The 17,948-nt window shown below is 57.1% G+C and carries 20 protein-coding genes and 4 pseudogenes; 16 read left to right on the top strand and 8 right to left on the bottom strand.

Going from position 1 to position 17,948, the window contains the following annotated elements:
- Positions 1–115: 115 nt before the first annotated feature.
- Together BOW53_RS04445 and BOW53_RS04440 are read right to left on the bottom strand one after the other, a co-directional pair.
- The gene (locus BOW53_RS04445) at positions 116–655 is read right to left on the bottom strand and encodes a hypothetical protein (RefSeq protein WP_078486306.1); all 540 of its coding nucleotides are present in this window, start codon (positions 653–655) and stop codon (positions 116–118) included.
- 42 nt (positions 656–697) lie between these two features.
- Complete coding sequence (locus BOW53_RS04440; protein ID WP_078486305.1) at positions 698–1,690, bottom strand: outer membrane protein assembly factor BamB family protein; 993 nt, start codon at positions 1,688–1,690, stop codon at positions 698–700.
- 132 nt (positions 1,691–1,822) lie between these two features.
- On the opposite strand from BOW53_RS04440, the gene hemH reads away from it, so the two are divergent.
- The gene (gene hemH, locus BOW53_RS04435) at positions 1,823–2,836 is read left to right on the top strand and encodes a ferrochelatase (RefSeq protein ID WP_078486304.1); all 1,014 of its coding nucleotides are present in this window, start codon (positions 1,823–1,825) and stop codon (positions 2,834–2,836) included.
- 13 nt (positions 2,837–2,849) lie between these two features.
- On the top strand, positions 2,850–3,602 hold the full coding sequence (locus BOW53_RS04430) for a hypothetical protein (protein ID WP_078486303.1): 753 nt from the start codon (positions 2,850–2,852) through the stop codon (positions 3,600–3,602).
- Here BOW53_RS04430 and BOW53_RS04425 read toward each other — a convergent pair.
- The gene (locus tag BOW53_RS04425; RefSeq protein WP_078486302.1) at positions 3,562–4,422 is read right to left on the bottom strand and encodes an HDOD domain-containing protein; all 861 of its coding nucleotides are present in this window, start codon (positions 4,420–4,422) and stop codon (positions 3,562–3,564) included. The genes BOW53_RS04430 and BOW53_RS04425 overlap by 41 nt on opposite strands.
- Positions 4,423–4,792: 370 nt before the next feature.
- Here BOW53_RS04425 and BOW53_RS04420 point away from each other — a divergent pair.
- From BOW53_RS04420 to BOW53_RS13080, 7 genes and pseudogenes are all read left to right on the top strand, one after another.
- Positions 4,793–5,764, top strand: a pseudogene (locus tag BOW53_RS04420) (AAA family ATPase).
- Positions 5,765–5,819: 55 nt separating this feature from the next.
- Complete coding sequence (locus BOW53_RS04415) at positions 5,820–6,737, top strand: DUF58 domain-containing protein (RefSeq protein WP_078486301.1); 918 nt, start codon at positions 5,820–5,822, stop codon at positions 6,735–6,737.
- A complete protein-coding gene (locus BOW53_RS04410) occupies positions 6,734–7,252 on the top strand; it encodes a DUF4381 domain-containing protein (protein WP_078486300.1) in 519 nt (172 codons plus the stop codon). Before BOW53_RS04415 ends, BOW53_RS04410 begins: the two co-directional genes overlap by 4 nt.
- Positions 7,245–8,291 (top strand): VWA domain-containing protein, encoded by a 1,047-nt coding sequence (locus BOW53_RS04405; protein ID WP_078486299.1) that lies wholly within the window; start codon positions 7,245–7,247, stop codon positions 8,289–8,291. Before BOW53_RS04410 ends, BOW53_RS04405 begins: the two co-directional genes overlap by 8 nt.
- Entirely contained in the window at positions 8,284–9,309 is a 1,026-nt protein-coding gene (locus BOW53_RS04400; RefSeq protein ID WP_078486298.1) for a vWA domain-containing protein, read from the top strand. The genes BOW53_RS04405 and BOW53_RS04400 overlap by 8 nt, the downstream gene beginning before the upstream one ends.
- Positions 9,306–9,659: pseudogene (locus tag BOW53_RS13840) on the top strand (tetratricopeptide repeat protein); the annotation flags it as partial. The gene BOW53_RS04400 and the pseudogene BOW53_RS13840, both read left to right, overlap by 4 nt.
- A 166-nt stretch (positions 9,660–9,825) precedes the next feature.
- Complete coding sequence (locus BOW53_RS13080) at positions 9,826–10,356, top strand: hypothetical protein (protein WP_245831995.1); 531 nt, start codon at positions 9,826–9,828, stop codon at positions 10,354–10,356.
- Here BOW53_RS13080 and BOW53_RS04390 read toward each other — a convergent pair.
- Positions 10,357–10,580: pseudogene (locus BOW53_RS04390) on the bottom strand (dodecin).
- 123 nt (positions 10,581–10,703) lie between these two features.
- Between BOW53_RS04390 and BOW53_RS04385 the strand changes: the two are divergent.
- From BOW53_RS04385 to BOW53_RS04370, 4 genes and pseudogenes are all read left to right on the top strand, one after another.
- A complete protein-coding gene (locus BOW53_RS04385) occupies positions 10,704–10,955 on the top strand; it encodes a KH domain-containing protein (protein WP_078486295.1) in 252 nt (83 codons plus the stop codon).
- 61 nt (positions 10,956–11,016) lie between these two features.
- On the top strand, positions 11,017–12,003 hold the full coding sequence (locus BOW53_RS04380; RefSeq protein WP_078486294.1) for an MBL fold metallo-hydrolase: 987 nt from the start codon (positions 11,017–11,019) through the stop codon (positions 12,001–12,003).
- Between the two features lie 73 nt (positions 12,004–12,076).
- Positions 12,077–13,081, top strand: a pseudogene (locus tag BOW53_RS04375) (phosphotransferase).
- The gene (locus BOW53_RS04370) at positions 13,078–14,001 is read left to right on the top strand and encodes a 3'(2'),5'-bisphosphate nucleotidase CysQ family protein (RefSeq protein WP_078486293.1); all 924 of its coding nucleotides are present in this window, start codon (positions 13,078–13,080) and stop codon (positions 13,999–14,001) included. The pseudogene BOW53_RS04375 and the gene BOW53_RS04370 overlap by 4 nt, the downstream one beginning before the upstream one ends.
- A 68-nt stretch (positions 14,002–14,069) precedes the next feature.
- Here the strand turns inward: BOW53_RS04370 and BOW53_RS04365 are convergent, their stop codons facing one another.
- The 4 genes from BOW53_RS04365 to BOW53_RS04355 form a co-directional block, all read right to left on the bottom strand.
- Complete coding sequence (locus BOW53_RS04365) at positions 14,070–14,432, bottom strand: hypothetical protein (RefSeq protein WP_078486292.1); 363 nt, start codon at positions 14,430–14,432, stop codon at positions 14,070–14,072.
- A 10-nt stretch (positions 14,433–14,442) separates the two neighbouring features.
- Positions 14,443–14,913: a glycosyltransferase family 25 protein gene (locus BOW53_RS04360; protein WP_172838762.1), complete on the bottom strand. Its 471-nt coding sequence runs from the start codon at positions 14,911–14,913 to the stop codon at positions 14,443–14,445.
- Entirely contained in the window at positions 14,900–15,070 is a 171-nt protein-coding gene (locus BOW53_RS12720; protein ID WP_172838761.1) for an MGMT family protein, read from the bottom strand. Before BOW53_RS12720 ends, BOW53_RS04360 begins: the two co-directional genes overlap by 14 nt.
- A 121-nt stretch (positions 15,071–15,191) precedes the next feature.
- Entirely contained in the window at positions 15,192–15,584 is a 393-nt protein-coding gene (locus BOW53_RS04355) for a hypothetical protein (RefSeq protein WP_245831994.1), read from the bottom strand.
- Between the two features lie 183 nt (positions 15,585–15,767).
- On the opposite strand from BOW53_RS04355, the gene BOW53_RS04350 reads away from it, so the two are divergent.
- From BOW53_RS04350 to BOW53_RS04340, 3 genes are read left to right on the top strand one after another with little or no spacing between them, the layout of a single operon-like run.
- Positions 15,768–16,661, top strand: a complete 894-nt coding sequence (locus BOW53_RS04350) for a phosphoribosylaminoimidazolesuccinocarboxamide synthase (protein WP_078486290.1) — start codon at positions 15,768–15,770, stop codon at positions 16,659–16,661.
- A gap of 40 nt (positions 16,662–16,701) precedes the next feature.
- A complete protein-coding gene (locus BOW53_RS04345; protein WP_078486289.1) occupies positions 16,702–16,959 on the top strand; it encodes a glutaredoxin family protein in 258 nt (85 codons plus the stop codon).
- A complete protein-coding gene (locus BOW53_RS04340; RefSeq protein WP_078486288.1) occupies positions 16,952–17,938 on the top strand; it encodes a serine/threonine protein kinase in 987 nt (328 codons plus the stop codon). The genes BOW53_RS04345 and BOW53_RS04340 overlap by 8 nt, the downstream gene beginning before the upstream one ends.
- Positions 17,939–17,948: the final 10 nt, after the last annotated feature.

The following is a 17,948-nucleotide window of genomic DNA, read 5'->3' as shown; positions in this document are numbered from 1 at the left end:
CCACTGGCTTCTAGGCTTTGCTGTCTCATCGTTTTCCTGGGAGTGGAGATCAATAGATCGATGGTATACGATTTTCGAAATTAATCAGAGTTGCCTTAGCTTTTCTATGGGCCAGCTATTTATAGCGATCATGATTGAACACCAGGTCACCACCGGGTGCCGCCTTGTGACAGGCGATACAGCCCGCGATCGCCCCCTTGCCTACCAGGCCCGCCAGGGAAGCACCCTTGGGATTTTTCAACACTGAACCATCCGGCGCGTACTTGACCCAGAACCAATCCTTTGTCTCGGGATCGAGGCCGGCACGCTTGTACATCACGGTAACGGCCTTCAACCACTTGGCAGGATCATCCGCCACGGCCTGCTTGCCGACCCCTTCACCCCCGTAGTTGCGTTTTATGATCACCACATTGGTCTCACCACCAACGTTGAGAGGTGCCTCAATGGTATCGAGAATTGCGCCGTGGGGATGTACACCGGTATAGGGCGTCGACATCAGTGAACCCTTGCCAACAAGCCCGCCACTCTGCATCGCGCTCCAGAGCTTACCCGCATAGACTACATCTTCATCGCTTCCAGACATGCCAGCCGCCGAAGCGGTACCAGCCAAAGTAAAGGCAAGCGCCCCCACAGATACCAGCATTTTCATATTCATTTCTCACTCTCCCGATGTATTGGTGGAATCACACACAGGTGATCAGTTCACACTTAAGGAGACCGAGGAGGATTGGAGATTATTTCTCACCCTGTAAAAAAAGAGGGCTTGATTGTCTGAAACATAGAATCCGACCAGGGGATCACCGTACAACTTCCCCTGCTGCACAACTGTTCCGGCTGCGACATTCAGAAACAGATATCGGCCATCATCCACAATCACCATGAGCTTGCCGGCACGTTCCTGTGGTGGGGTTACCAGTTTGCTGCCAATAGCTGTTTGCCATATCAACTTCCCGGAATCCGGATTCAGCAGCCGTAACATACCGCCCATGCTTCCTGATACGATACCCTGATCTGTCATAGCCATCATCAGGCTGGGGGTAGAAAAGCACCTCTGCCAAAGCACTTCGCCATTCAGCGTATCAAGGACGACGATGTCGCCACTGAACGTAGTCACGGCGACACGCCGCTCATCCAACAACAGCGGACGATAGACCATTTCATGGAAGAGTTGCCGCCGCCACACCTGTTGCCCGGTTTCGGTGTCGAGCGCCCAAACCACACCATCCTGTCCACCTGCGATTAGCTGCCCCTTGGTGATAACAGGCGGGTAGACCCAACCATTTCCCGGCTTAACGTTCCAGCGCGCTTCACCGTTTTCCGCGACAAGCGACCTGATCACGCCATCCTTGCCAGCAAAGTAGATAGTGCCCTCGTGCTCTACCGGCGAAAAAACCTCCTCACCAACTGACTGATGCCAGAGCAACTCGCCACTGCCACGATCCAGCCCATAGAGACCGGCAGCACCACCTGCGAAAACCATCGCCTCGCCCACCACAGGCTCGTGCAGTTGAATACCGTTCAGCGCATGCCACACCGCTTTACCTGTAACAGGATCAAATCTGCTGAGCCCCTGCGAGGCGACAAACAGGTCATCCTGGTGAACAGGATTATCGATGGGGTGACGCATCTCCCCTGCCTGTGCCATCCACGAGACCAAACCAATCCCAAACGCAACGAGAAACCTCTGCATACCCACCTCCAAGCCTCTGCTCTACTCTAGGACCGGGGACATCAGGTGGATATTTCCACGGGCATCCCCTTTGCCATTCGGGTGGTTAATGCGAAACTAGCGGAAAGAGTTTATGAGAGAGATGGCGGCCAAATGAATTACCAGGGTCCAGCACCCAGTACCGATCAACCAGAATGCACCGGCGTTCTACTGACAAATCTCGGCACACCGGACGCTCCGACGACAAAGGATGTCAGACGCTATTTGAAAGAGTTCCTGAGCGATCCCCGGGTCGTTGAGACGCCGCAGCTTATCTGGTGGCTTGTCCTCAACGGCATCATCCTGCGGACACGCCCATCCAAATCTGCCGAGGCCTACCAAAAAGTCTGGACAGACAACGGGTCACCCCTGCTGGACATTTCGCGGCGCCAAGCCGCCGCGCTTGACGCAAGGCTGAAACTAAAGTCGGCCGGCCCTATCAAGGTAGCGCTGGCCATGCGCTATGGAAACCCGTCCATTGCCGACGGCCTGGAAGCGCTCAGAAGAGCCAATGCACGAAGGGTCATCGTACTCCCCCTCTACCCCCAGTACTCGGCAACCACCACGGCTTCCACCTTCGATGCCGTATCCGACGTGTTGAAACAGTGGCGCTGGATTCCGGAACTGCAATTCATCACCCACTACCAGGACTACTCGGGGTACATATCCTCCCTGGAAAACAGTGTCAGGAATTTCTGGCAGGAACATGGGGAACCGGATCGCCTTTTGATCTCGTTTCATGGCATTCCAAAGGATTACGCCGACGCCGGCGACCCCTACCCCGAAGAGTGCAGCACCACGGCACAGCTGCTGGCTGATGCCCTGGGTCTTGACAAGGATCGCTGGGCAATGGCCTTCCAGTCCCGGTTGGGACGCAAGGAGTGGCTGAAACCCTATACGGACGAAACCCTGAAAAACTGGGGAGCAGAAGGTGTCGGCAGGGTTCACGCGATCTGCCCCGGCTTCTCGGCGGACTGCCTCGAAACCATCGAGGAGATAGGCGAGGAAAACAGGGACTATTTTCTTGAAGCGGGCGGCACCGAATACCGCTATATTCCATCCCTCAACGACAGGCAGGACCACATCGAGGCACTGGCCGATTTGGTATTGTCCAACAGTTGGCGTTAGAGTTGGAGACACCATGAAACTGAATATGCTGTTAGCTCTCCTGTTATCCATTCCCGCCATCGCTTATGCCAGCGACCGATGGAGTGGCCAGTTGCATGATGGCAGCCGAATCGATATCGATTCAAGCAACCGGGCTACCCGCTATGGCAACAGCGGAGAGAAGCAGCTCTGGAATGGCGTTCACCGCATGGATGACGGTTCAGTGGTCATCATCAAGGAGGGCGTGGTAATAAGCCGCCCGCAACAGTCTTCCATCTCACCAGTTCAAAAACCCGAGGCATCTGATGCCCAACTGGTTTCACCCTGTGTTGAACTCTCCATCAAGGTATGCGGATTCAATGGCCAATGCCGCGACAATGAAAGTTGTGAACCTGCCAGGCAACTGGTAAAACTCGAACCGCAGGAAAATTGGCAGAACAAGGGATCCGGCCCCAACAGCACCACGGAGCAGTGCCGGCAAGCCCTTGTGAATGAGGACTATTTCAAGCCCTGCAATGCAGCCCCTGACTCGGACACGCCCACCCCTTGCCAGCAACTGGTCACCCATGTCTGCGGTATGGATAACGAATGTGGTGACAGCAGTGCCTGCTCTCCGGCAAAGCAGCTGCTGGATATCGAGAGAGATGAGCGCAGTGCCAACCGCTACCCGCACAGAATGACACCCACGTCGAAGCAGTGTCTCGAGGCGGTAATAAACACCGAATACTTCAAGAGCAGTGCCGGAACTAAAAAATCTTTGACCCCAGATCCCGGCTCTGCTGCATAAGCTTGGCCTCGCCACCGGGCACCATCAACTCCTCGATACCCAGTCTCTGAAAGGCGGCCACCTTTGTCCTGTCCAAGCCTGAATAAGGGTGACTGGACTTGGTATAACTCAGAATATTGGCGACCTGAACAAGATCCACGTAGTCCACCTCATCCGAGGGCGGCTCCCTGTCCAGGTGGTCATGAAGCGCCACCACCTCCATCAAGACGGGCTCAAATTTCCAGTGGGCGAGCAGTATCTTTCCAACCGCCATGTGCAGACCGGACACAACCTTATCCAGGTTCTTTTCATTGGTGTAGAGTACTTCGTAATCCTTTGCCTTGAGCAATACAGGAATCACGCCGACGTCGTGGATCAGTCCGGCCAGCAGTGCCGTATCCTTCTCCAGTTGGGGAAACTGTTCGGCAAGCATAGCGGCTTTTGACGCCACGACTACGCTGTGCTGCCACAACCTGTCCATTCGCTTTTTGATGATAGCGATGCCTGTCTTGAATACATCACGCATGGAGACCAGGTAGATCGCCTGCTTGACGCTGTCGAAACCGATTCGGGTAATCGCCCGGGAAACCGAGGTTACCGGGTCGGAACCGTGAAAAATCGGGCAATTGGCATAGCGCACAAGGCGTGCGGCTATGGCGGCATCCTTGGCGACGATGCGGGCGACATCATCGGCCGAACTGTCCGCATCGTTGACAACCAGCAATGCCTCCAGCGCCACATCGGGAAGCGTTGGCAGGGTCAACCGATCATGGAGGATGTCCTCCTTGATATCGGCAACAAATTCCTTGACCGGAAATTTTGGCTTTTTTTCAGCTTCCATCAGATGTCTGCAAACAGTTTGCAACCCCCAATAAAACTCTAGTACGCAAACGATTGAAATGACAAGAAGTCTTCAGGCCGGATTGGGAGGGATTTTATAAATCGTGAGCCATTCGGAACAAACATCCCTCCACCCAGGGTACTGAATTAATTTCACCTCCTTTCAGTATTCATTAATACTCAAATCTTCAAACAAACTTCAGCTGCTTGCATCCTAACTCAGAAAAGCACAGGATAGGCCGTTCAGGGGTAAGGAGGTACTAGGCAGACACCGGAAATAACAACAAAACCGGGCATCTGGCAAAGGTCCACAAAAGACCTGAAAAACCCTCTGCAAAAAAATAAACACAACGCAGTAGTAGTAACCACGCATGAATTCCACAGATCTCAATCCTGTACGGGAGCATATAGCGTCCCGCGTCGTCGGTCAGCAGAAGCTGGTAGACCGCATGCTGATCTGCCTGCTCTGCAATGGACACCTGCTGGTGGAGGGGATGCCCGGCCTAGCCAAGACCACGGCGGTCAAAACCCTCTCCGAAGCCATTGCCGGCGATTTTCACCGTATTCAGTTCACCCCCGACCTGCTGCCGTCGGATCTCATCGGCACCGATATCTATCGCCATGAGAAGGGGGAGTTCGAATTCCGCCAGGGCCCGCTGTTCCATAACATCCTGCTGGGGGACGAGGTTAACCGCGCACCTGCCAAGGTGCAGTCCGCCCTGCTGGAGGCGATGGAGGAACACTAGATCACCGTCGGCCAGCGGACCTATCCACTGCCGGAGCTATTCATGGTGCTCGTCACCCAGAACCCCATCGAGCAGGAGGGCACCTACCACCTGCCCGAAGCCCAGCTCGACCGTTTCCTGATGCAGGTGTGGGTGGACTACCCCGACCGCGACCAGGAGCTGACCATCCTGGAGATGGACAGCAAGATCCAGCAGTCTGAGTCCACTCCGCCACCGACCAAGCCTCTGAGCCAGGCGGACCTATTCGCCATGCGCAAGGATGTTGCCAACGTCTACCTGGATCCCAAGCTCAACGACTACATCGTCGACCTGGTGCAGGCCACACGCCACGCCGGTTCTTACGATGAGACCCTGTCGCGCTGGTGCCGTTTCGGCGCCTCCCCCCGCGCCGCCATAGCCCTGGCCCGCTGCGCCCGTGCGAGGGCCTGGCTGAGCGGCGATGAATTCGTCACGCCGGGACACATCCAGGAGATTGCACCGGAGATCCTGCGTCACCGCATCCTGCTCAGCTTCGAAGCCGAAGCGGAGGGTGTAAGCAGCGACGACTTCATCAACCGTCTCATTTGGAATGACCAAACTACGCGCCTGGCGCCTTGATTGGCACTTTTTCAGGGGCAACAGGCACGATTCAATTAGTGTTAACAGGCCCTAAATGCTTCACCCCCGACTTGACGACCTGCTGGAGCTGAGGCACCAGGCCCACTCACTGGGCATCGCCTCACACCACCTGGTCAACTCCAGTTTCAGCGGACTCTACGCCTCGGTGTTCCGCGGTACCGGCCTCGACTTCGAGGAGGTGCGCGCCTACCGTGAAGGCGACGATATCCGCAACATGGACTGGAAGGTCACCGCGCGCACCAACAGCCCCCACCTGAAGATCTTCAGGGAGGAGCGGGAACGCAGCGTGGTGCTTTGCGTTGACCAGGGCCCCCATATGAGCTTCGGTACCCGCGGCACATTCAAATCGGTTCAGGCGGCCCGGGCCGCGGCCCTGCTCGGCTGGGCAGCCAACGGTCTCAACGACAGGGTTGGCGGACTGCTTTTCGGCGACACTTCGGAGGGACTGAAGCACTTCCACCCCACCAAGGACCGCCGTGCGCTTTGGCGTCTGCTCAAGGCCCTTTCCGAACCATCTGGCGAAGCACTGCCGGATACTGATCCGCTGCTGGGCGCCCTGCACCAGGCAGAGACGGGAGCCGGCACCGGCAGTCTTATCTTCGTGATCGCAGACATGAACCGCGGCACTCATCACCTGGACACCGTGCTTGGCCGGCTCTGCCTGCGCCACACCGTGGCGATCATCCCCGTGGACGATCCAGCAGACAGGGAGCTCCCTGCAATCGGCCGCGCCCTGTTCCGTGACCCCTCCGGCGAACTGGTGGAGATTGATACCGATGATCAGCAGGGACGGGAAGCCTACCGGCAGCGCTGGCGGGAGAACCGTCAGTTCCTCAACGGTTCGGCAAACCGTCTCGGCATTCCGGTCATCCCCATCACCACCCAAGGCGATGTGCGCCAGGAGCTGATGCGCGGCATGCGCCTTAGCGGACGCACAAGGGTGCTGCGATGATGGGCGGGGCACTGCATGACATCCATGGTCTCGACCCGGTCTCCTGGTGGCCCCTGGCACCGGGCTGGTGGCTCGTGATTTTGAGTGGCGCCGCACTGGTGCTGTTGACCTGGGCCCTTGTGAGATACCTGGTCGCTTACCCGCCAGGCAGTTGGCGCAGCGAAGCCCACGCTGCCCTGACACACCTCAAGCGCCGTTTCAGAAATGGCGAAATCGACATCAAGCAGGCCGCAACGGAACTCTCGGAACTGCTGCGCCGCATCGCCATCGCCCGCCTGGGGCGAGAGCACCAGGCAAGTCTCACCGACGAGGCCTGGCTACGCTGCCTGGGTGAGACAGACCAGAGCGGTTTCGACTGGGAACGCAAAGGGCAGCTCCTGATCACCCTTCCCTATGCCCCTGAGAATCAACAGGCCGGACACGAACAGATGGCCGACTTGATCAGGACCACCACCAACCTGATCGCACCACAGAAAAAGAGCGCAAAGGACAAAGTTGAGGCAACCGATGATTGACTTCCACTGGCCCTGGATGGCCCTGCTTCTGCTGCTGCCCCTGCTGGCTCGTTTCCTCTGGCCCCGATTCAGGCGCCCGGAAGAGACTGAAGATGAGGGTGGCTTCCATGTCACCCTGCTGCACCCCTCTGCCCAGCAGCTCCAGGGCGCTTTCCAGTCCCGCCAACCCCGCCCCGCCTTTGCGGGCAGGGTGCAGGAACTTCTGCTCTACCTGCTCTGGATCTCCCTCACCCTGGCGATCATGCAACCCCAGTGGCTGGAGCCACACACCGAGCTGAAGACCCAGGGCTACGACCTGATGCTGGCGGTGGACACATCCCGCTCCATGACCGCCCTGGACTTCAGCCAGAACAATCAGCCGGTGAGCAGGATGTCAGTGGTCAAGGGCGTGATGGGTCGCTTTATCGAGGGTCGTGGCGGTGACCGCGTGGGCCTGGTGGTATTCGGCAACCAGGCATTTGTCCTCTCCCCGCTCACCCTGGACCTGCGTGCCGTCGACACCCTGTTGCAGGACGTTACCCCTGGCATGGCGGGAGACGCCACCGCCATGGGGGACGCCATCGCCCTGGGCGTGAAGAAACTGCGTGAGCGTCCCGAGGGTTCACGGGTACTGCTGCTGGTAACCGATGGCGAGAACACCGCCGGCACCATACCCCCCGTGGAGGCTGCCCGGTTGGCTGTCCGTGAAGGCATCAAGGTCTACGCCGTAGGTGTGGGCAGCAACCAGGAGGAGGTGATGATCCGCTCCTCCGACGGCCAGTACCGCATGGAGTCGGATATCGGCCTGGACGAGAAGAGCCTGGAGCGAATCGCCACCCTTACCGGCGGCGGTTACTTCCGTGCCACCAACACCCATGCCCTGGAGGAGATCTACCAGCGTATCGACGCCATGGAGAAGACCGAGGCCGAGCAGCGCACCATCCTGATCCCCCACCCCCTCTACCGCTGGTCCCTTGGGGCGGCGATGCTGCTGTTGCTGGCCCTGGGCCTCTTTCCGGAGGGCCGCAAACGCCTGCCCAGGAGTGCTGCCAATGCCTGAGTTTGCATTTCACTTCGCACAACCCTGGTGGCTACTAGGCCTGCTGCTGATCCTGCCCGTGGCCGGCTGGCTGAGATACAGTGCCGTACAGGGCAGGTATGCGCGTATCCATGACTACGCCGATGCCCATCTTCTACCGCATCTTACCAACAGCCGCGAACTGAAGCCTGAAGAACGCTGGCGCCGTTTCGGACTCTGGGTCGCCCTCTGGTGCATGGCGGTTCTGGCCATGGCGGGTCCCCGCTGGGACTACACCCGGGTACAGCTCTTCAGCCCCGGTTCCGACCTGGTCATCCTGCTGGACATCTCCCGCTCCATGGAAGTGGCTGATGTTCAGCCGTCGCGCATGACCCGTGCCTGCCAAGAGATCGAAGACCTGGTCGACCAGAACCCCGCAGTACGGATCGGTCTTATCGCCTTTGCCTCCGTGGCCCATGTAGCCTCGCCAATCACCGAGGATACGGCCACTATCAAGACGCTCCTGCCCCACATCTCTCCCGACCTGGTACGGCTCCAGGGCAGCCGCCTCTCCGTGGCCCTCGAGCGGGCCAGGCAGCTGCTTGCAGGCCAGCCCGAAAAGAGCACCCGCAGCATTCTGCTGATCACCGACGGCGATTTCGCAGATCCCAATCTGGAGGAGCAGATCAAAAGCCTGGCAGATGACGAGATCACCCTTCATGTCATGGGTGTCGGCTCACCTGACGGCGGCCCTGTGCCTGCCCACATGGGACGCTTCATGCTCGACAACCGCGGTAAAACCGTTGAATCCCGACTCGACGAAGAGACGCTGGACCGGTTTGCGAAGGCCGGAGGCGGCACCTATATCACTGCAAACTTCCGGGATAACGACACCCGGCAGATACTGAAGTCTGCCACCGAGGACAGCAAGGCAGGAGAGAAGGCGGACGAAACGGCGAAGATCTGGAACGAGCGCTTCTACTGGCTGTTGGTGCCGGTGCTGTTGATTCTGCTGACCCGCTTCAGAAGAGAGGCCGTGGCAGAGAGGGCGAAACGATGAAGCGATCGACTCACCTCCAATCACTACTGCTGACGCTCCTGCTCGCGCCCCAGGCGGGCAATGCCGACTGGTTCGAAAACCCCCAGCAGAAAGGCGACCGCCTGTTCAAGCAGGACCGCTACGAGCAAGCGGCAGAGACCTTCCAGGACAACTACCGCAAGGGCGTTGCCCTCTACCGGGCTGAAGAGTACGACACTGCCGCAGAAGCGTTCGAAAAGAGCGATCGCGACGAAGTCCGCCAGGACGCCCTCTACAACCTGGGCAACACCCGTTACCGGCAGGACCGGTTCGCCGATGCCATCAACGCCTACGACCAGGCGCTCGAGGAGGATCCTGAACACCCCGATGCCCAGCACAACCGCAGACTGGCCTTGGCGATGCTGGCCGAGACCGATCCCGAGGCCGCGGAAAAGATCAAGGAAGAACAGGAGAAGAAGGAGCAAGAGCAGCAGCTGGCTGCCCGAAGGCATCAACCCGCTGATCCTTATTCCCCTGGCCGCAGCTGTCGGCTTCCTGGTGGGCATCGGCCTCCTCTCCTGGCTTCGCAACCGCCGTTTTGCCCAGGTGGTCGAGGAGGAGATGGCCCAACTGATTGTCTTCGCCCTGGAGCACACCTCGGCCTTCCTCACCTGGCTCTCGCCGATAAGGCGTCTGCAGAAGATCCGGCAGCTTCTCATCCGCGCCCTGCCCCATTCATTCAGGCTCTGGTTCTGTGTAAGGCTGGTGGAGAATGAAGAGGACCCCATGGATTGGAGCTACATGTTGCGCTTTCTCGCCAACAAGCATCTCGACATCCCGGTACAGCAGTCATTGCCAATGGTTGGCCGACAGCTTGCGCAGATCCATAGAGGTACCAGCGAAGCGGCCATGGTAATTCTGATGAAGGAACTGGACAGCAGCCTCTATGGAGGTACTGAGCTCGATTTTGAAGTCTGGAAGAAAAAGTTCCGGCGCCAGCTCAGACCCTCTCTCAATTTCCGCAAGGGATTGGCCAGTAAGAGAGAACCCAGGCTACCGCCACTCAACCCGGTACAACCGTCCCGCTGATCAGTGGGACGAAGATGCATCCTCAAGGCGAAAACCCACCTTGATCACTACCTGCCAATGGGCAACCTTACCGTCCACGATGTGACCACGGGTCTCCTTGACCTCGAACTAATCCATGTTACGGATACTCTCTGAGGCCCTGGCCAATGCATTGTGTATGGCATCGTCAGAGCTCACGGTAGAGGAACCTACCAGTTAAACTTTCTATAAATATGGGCACCCATAATCCGTCCTTTATTTCTGTTATTTCAAAACACGACAACCGATACATGATACGCAATATCTCCTGATTTCGCTTTCTGCAACGGAATAAAAATTTTCGACTATCCTACACAAAGAGCAATAACATGAAGTCGGAGGAGATCATGAATACCGGCATTGCCGACGTCGTCATTCACATCGACCAGAAACTCGACCCCGAACAGACCGATAAGCTGGAGCAGGATTTCCTGGAGAGAGACGGCGTTATCTCTGCCGATTTCAATCCCGACAATCCCCACCTGGTAGTACTGAAATTCGACCCCAAGGTAATCAGCAGCCGGGACCTGATCGACATCCGCCGCTTTGCCGGTTATCACGGAGAACTGATCGGCTTCTAGCACTGGCCAGTCCAGCGCCCCCTACCGCCTTGCGCAGTGCAATATTCCATGGCAGAGTGCCATGGAACAAAAGCTGACACGCAGGCGAAAAAATAACGTGGAACTCTCATATCGTGACCTGGGACAAGGCATCTACTGCATAGAGACCTACTACCAACGCACCAACCTGGCGAGCTGTTACCTGGTTGTAGAGAATAGCGAGGCGGCGCTCATCGATACCGGCACCGCGAATACCGCTCCCCTGATCATGGATCTGCTTGCAGAGAAAGGGCTGGCACCAGAGCAGGTCAAGTACGTCATCCCCACCCACGTCCACCTGGACCACGCTGGCGGCACAGGCCAACTGATGTTGCTTCTACCCGAGGCCACCCTGGTCTGCCACCCTTTCGGCATCCGCCACATGATCGACCCTGCAAAGTTGCAGGCCAGCGCTACGGCGGTCTACGGCGAGGAGCAGTTCAGAAAGGACTTTGGCGAGCTGATGCCTGTGGACGAAGAGAGAGCGGTGAAAGCGGTAGACGGTTTCCCCATCGACCTTGGCGGCCGCGAACTGGTCTGCATCGACACCCCCGGGCATGCCCGACACCACCTTTGCGTATGGGATGCCAAGAGCCAGGGCTTCTTCACCGGCGACACCTTCGGCATCGCCTACCCGGAACTGATTACCGACAAGGGGCCGTTCATGATGCTGCCCTCAACCCCGGTTCAGTTCGACCCTGATGCCTGGCATGAGACCCTCGACCGAATGATGTCCTTCGAGCCCAAACGCATGTACCTCACCCACTTCTGCGCCGTAGACAATCCCGAACAGCTGGTATCTGCCCTGCACAGGCAGATCGACGACTACGTGGACATCGCCATCAACACCACGGCAGAGAACCGCTACGAATCCCTCAAGCGCCAGCTCCAGGAGTACTACACCGGACAGCTCGAAGCGCATGGTGTGGATCTCGACAACATCCCCTTCGACGCCATCCTGGATATGGATCTGGGACTCTGCGCCCAGGGACTCGATGTATGGATGCAGCGCAGGGAACAAGCAACGTAAACTGCAGAACTACTGATTGAACCCCTCCCCGCTCAAGGTATCATTGCCGGATCAATTAATTCGGCATTGATTCATGGATTCACACGTTCGCGACATCATCCTCCGTTCCACCGGCGCAGACGACCTCTTCCCCGGCGGCACCATCCAAAGCCTCTGGAGCGGCTATGGCAGCATCGACCGCTACGGGCTGATCGGATTGGAGATGAATACGGTGATCGTCAAGCATGTACGCCTGCCGGATCAGAGCAGACACCCCCGCGGGTGGAATACCGACCGTTCACACCAACGCAAACTCCACTCGTACCAGGCAGAAACCGCCTGGTATGAACAGTGGGCGGCGCGCTGTGACGATCACTGCCGCATTCCACACTGCCTCGCCCTGGAGCACCGTGACGGCGAAGTGTTGATGGTGCTGGAAGACCTGGACAGCAGTGGCTACCCCGCCCGCCGAAACCATGTCAGCCAAACCGAAATGGAAAACTGCCTGAGCTGGCTCGCCCACTTCCACGCCACCTCCATGGGAGAAAAACCTGAAGGCCTATGGAAGATCGGCACCTATTGGCACCTGGATACCCGCCCCGACGAACTGGCAGCCATGGAAGCGGGAGAGCTCAAGCAAGCTGCAGAGATTTTAGACCAGGCGCTGAACGAAGCCCCCTATTAAACCTTTGTCCACGGCGATGCCAAGCTGGCCAATTTCTGCTTTTCACCGGATGGCACCCAGGTAGCGGCGGTGGACTTCCAATACGTCGGAGGCGGCTGCGGCATGAAAGACGTGGCTTACTTCATCGGCAGCTGTTTCGACGAGCACGATTGCGAGCGCTGGGAGCAATCCCTGCTCGACACCTACTTCGCAGAGTTGCAGCAAGCTCTCGTCATTCACCAGCCCCACATCAGTGCAACCGAAGTGGAAGCGGTCTGGCGCCCTCTCTACAGCGTTGCCTGGACCGACTTCTATCGTTTTCTCAAGGGCTGGAGTCCCGGGCACTGGAAGATTCATAGATACAGCGAACGCCTTGCTCACGAGGTCGTGAGCCTACTGCATGGCAACCGGCCTAGTTCAGAGAGGGACTTATGAATTTCAGCGATCATCAGCTGCAGGGGTTGATGCGACATGCCATGGACGCCGCCCGTGCTGCCGGCCGTATCATCGCCGATCACCGACGGTCCGGCATCCAGGTTGATCAAAAAGAGCGCGGCGCCAGCGTGGCGTCCCAGGTCGTCATCGAAGTGGATCACAAGGCACAAGCCGCCATCCTGGAGGTACTGGAACCTACTCTCATCGAACACGACCTTGCGCTGCTCACGGAGGAGTCGCCTGATGACGAACAACGCCTGGTAAAGCCCGCCTTTTGGTGCATCGATCCAATGGACGGCACGCTGGCCTTCATCAACGACACCCCGGGTTATGCCGTCTCGATTGCACTGGTGGCCCAAAACGGCAGTCCATTGATCGGCGCGATCTACGATCCGGTGGATAATTGCCTGTTCCACGCCATTCGCAACCGGGGCGCATATAAAGACGATGCCCTTATCGAGATTCCCCCGCTGGACCCTGAACAGCCCCTGGTACTGCGCACAGATTCAAGCTTTCAGGATCACCCCTGGGTTGAGCAGACCCGCAAAGGACTGGATTGCATTGCCCAAGAACTGGGCCTGAATGGCGCGGACATACAGTTCCCTGTCGGCGCGGTAATGAATGCCTGTGGCATCCTCGAATCGCCCAACACCTGCTACTTCAAGTATCCCCGTACCGGTAACAGCGGCGGCTCCCTCTGGGACTACGCTGCAAGTGCCTGCCTGTTCAGCGAAGCCGGTGGTGTGGCGTCCGACATACAGGGTAACCCCATGGATCTCAATCGACCGGACAGCACCTTCATGAATCACCGAGGACTGCTGTTTGCTGGTCACCAAGTTTTAGCCGAAAGGATAATCACCCTAAACAGGGCCCTTGCTGATACCGACAAGCAGGGTGGGGGCAGCACTGTCTCAACCTGATGCAAGAAACGGGCATCCAATAAGATTTGGTGGAATCCGTCAATCGACAGTTCCCAGAGACGTATAACTCAGGAGATCTTCAGACTCGTGTGCTTGACAATGGAGTGCCTGAATTTACGAACCCTTCTATAAAACAGATCCTTGAGCGGAATGCCCGGTCTCTTTGTCTTGAATTTCTTCCTGACTTTTTCCACACTGGACAACGAGAGATCGTGATCGCCATGCTCCACCACTTGGGGTGAACAGGCATATGCATCGAATTTCGTGATATCCACACACCAGTCGGAAACATGGATAACAGGATACGCCTGGGCCAGATATTCCGAGGCGGTATCGCGGGAAATATAATATCCGACCGCCAGCCACGGGGCTTTATTCAACTTGTATGCCCTCGCAATACCTTCCAGGTCGACATACTTCGACGGATTCACGTATGCATTTTTATGACAGAAAACGAGTAAACGGAACTGTGCATACAGCTGCTTTTCGTACGCTAACCGCCATGGAAGGCTGAAAGCCGAAGGACGTCCGGGGCAATAATAGGTTGTCGAAGGCCGAGTCGATTTTGGGGACTTGGATGTCCCAAAATCTTTCACGAGGTCGAAGACTCGCTTGTATCTCTTTGAAACGTGCAGTCAGTATCGCATCATCCTCTATGATGATTGCCCCGCTGTATCCAGCTTCAACAACCCTGTGGTAAGCCTTCAAGTGCGACAGCGTAGTAGCGAACTCACTATCATGCATGTAGCGCTTCAACTTGAGCAACGACGCTTCACGGTCTATCTGCCGCTCATACTCCTCATCGAGCTTCTTTCTGCCGTCGACTGAATCGATGAATTCGAAATCAATCCCAAGGTCATCGAACTGTTGTTTTATTTGAGATCTACGCTGAGCCTCGTCAGCAAGGGACAATACGAAGATAGGGCAGTTGATGCAGTGCCCGCGCACGCACGGACTCGGGAAGGCCCAACAGAGCACTGATCTCTTCCACACCCAGGTTCCACGAATCCAGAACGGTCATGGTCGCGCGGGTCAGGGTTTGGCGCTGGTCCTGGTCAACAGTATTCATATCTGCCCTCTTTGCTGCGGGTCAGCAGCTCTATTTCCTACTATTTCCTTAGGATTTTAGCAGCAGTTCCCTCTTCTATTAACCAGAAATCGGTAAGGGAATTGCGACTCGTGATCGGGTTCTAACCGAAAAGCTTCTGCCACCAGCGCTTGCGGTTACCCGGCAGCGGTGGATTGTCACTATAACCGCATGAAACGCCAAGATTATTTGGATCATATATTTTGATAAAGGAGGGCTCAGGAGGATGATCTGAATAGACGATCCCGCAGTAGTCTTCATCATGCTCCTCACGCAGCAGAACATCGATTTCATCGATGAATTTCAGCAACTGCTCCCGGTTTACAGGCGTTTCCGGGGGTGTTTCACCCACGGCGTAGAGATACCAGCCGTCATCCGCCTGGTTTTTCAGGGTATCCCAGAGGTCGTCCAGATTGTGCCAGCGCAGGGCCGAGGTAAAACTACCTCTGAATGCCTCGATATACTGCTGGTTCTCCGGTATTTGCACTTCGCTCATCACTACACTTGGCTGTCTTGTTCACTCATTCGACCCGAATCGGGTCCGAAAAATTTCATGCAGTGTAACAACTGTACGAATCGATTTACATCCACATAGCCCTCCCGAATACCCTAAGAATACTGCCTCTCCGCCGAATGGATAGGTATAATGCCTAGTTTTCCATCTTCTGAATTTAAAGCCATGAGCCAAGTTGACGCCCTGTTGGAATCGAATCTTCCCCACCTGAAGCTGCTAAACCGCGGAAAAGTTCGCGATATCTACGATGTGGATGAGAATCACATGCTGATCGTTACCAGCGATCGCCTGTCGGCGTTCGATGTCATCCTGCCCCAGCCCATTCCCGGCAAGGGCGAGGTACTGACCCGCGTAGCCAATTTCTGGTTCAATCGCACCAAGGAGATTACCCCCAACCATCTCTCAGACAAGCCCCTGTCTGAAGTGGTACCCGATGAAGGCCAGCGCGCCACCCTGGGTGATCGCGCCCTGGTGGTTCGCAAGCTAAAGCCCCTGCCCGTAGAGGCGGTCGTACGGGGCTACCTGATCGGCTCCGGCTGGAAGGATTACCAGAGAACAGGCGGTGTTTGCGGAATCCAGCTGCCGGAGGGTCTGCAGCAGGCGGACAAACTGCCCGAGGCGATCTACACCCCCTCCACCAAGGCGGAGATCGGCGAGCACGACGAGAATATCAGCTTCGAACAGACCGTCGAACTACTGGGCCAGGAACTGGCGGAAAAGGTACGTGACATCAGCCTTCGTATCTACACCGAGTGTGCCGCTTTTGCCCGAGAGAAGGGCATCATCATCGCCGACACCAAGTTCGAGTTCGGCCAGGATGGGGAGGGCAACCTCTACCTCATCGACGAGGTGTTGACACCTGACTCCTCACGTTTCTGGCCAGCCGATCAGTACCGGCCGGGCATCAGCCCCCCAAGCTTCGACAAGCAGTACGTGCGCGATTACCTGGAGACCCTGGATTGGGACAAGACCCCTCCCGGCCCCGAACTGCCCCAGGAGGTCATCGACCAGACCTCCGCCAAGTACCGCGAAGCGGAAACCCGCCTGACCGGTAATTGATCGACTGGAATTTAGGGGTGCAATAGCGCCCCTTTAATATATGAATAAAACATCCCCCCGGGTCACCCTCTACTCCACCCGCCAGTGTGGATACTGCCGACAGGCAAAAGCCTTTCTGCAGAAGAAAAAGGTACCCTTCGCCGAGTACGACGTGGAGCGCAACCGACGCGCCTTCAACGAATTCCACCGCGCCGGTGGCCGTGGTGTGCCGTTGATCGTAATCGGCAACCGCAGCTTCAACGGCTTTCAGCCCAAGCAGCTCGAAAAGGCGTTGCGCGCCGCCGGTTTCAATGTCTGAGCAGCCAGAGCACCCTTATGACAACCTGACGCCGGACACCATTCTGGGTGCCCTGGAATCACTGGGCCTGCATCCCGATGGCGGTATGTTGGCACTCAACAGCTACGAGAACCGCGTTTACCAGATCGGCATCGATGATGATGCACCCCTGGTAGCCAAGTTCTACCGTCCTGAACGCTGGAGTGACGAGTGCATTCACGAGGAACATCGTTTTAGCCTGGCCTTGGCCGAGGAGGAGATCCCGGTCATCGCCCCGCTGGTCATCAACGATGAGACACTGCATGAATATGAAGGCTTTCGTTTCAGCCTTTACCCGAGACGGGGTGGCCGCTGGCCCGAGCTGGACGAGCCTGACAACCTGGAGTGGATTGGCCGCTTAATGTCCCGGATTCACCAACTGGGGGCAAGCCAGCTGTTCCAGCACCGTCCCGACATCGATATTGCCAGCCTGGGCAGTGAGCCCGTTGAGTTTCTGCTTAACAATAAACTGATCCCCATCGAACAGGATCGCAGCTACCGGGAGGTGACCGGGGTACTGCTCGAAAAAATAGGGGAATCATTCGACAAAGCGCAGCATCGCCGGATCAGGCTGCACGGCGACTGCCACCCGGGAAATATTCTCTGGACAGACGACGGATCCCACTTCGTGGACATGGACGACTGCCGCAATGGTCCAGCCATTCAGGACCTCTGGATGCTGCTCTCCGGGGAACCCCGTGAAATGGCATTACAGCTCAGTTTCGTTCGGGAAGGTTACGAAACCTTTCGGGAACTCGACACCAGGGAGGTACAACTGATTGAACCCCTGCGAACCCTGCGCATGATCCACTACGCTGCCTGGCTCGCCCGGCGCTGGGACGATCCGGCATTTCCAAAAGCCTTCCCCTGGTTCAATACCACCCAGTACTGGCAGGAGCATATCGCAACACTGCAGCTCCAGATCGAGGCATTGGATCGGCCACCGCTGCCTCTTTATTGATCGAGGCCGG

Origin of the sequence: Solemya velesiana gill symbiont, from assembly GCF_002020805.1 — a bacterium.
GTDB lineage: Bacteria > Pseudomonadota > Gammaproteobacteria > Chromatiales > Chromatiaceae > Sedimenticola_A.
Note: the sequence above shows the minus strand (reverse complement) of the source record. Positions and strands in the feature narration are given on the sequence as shown.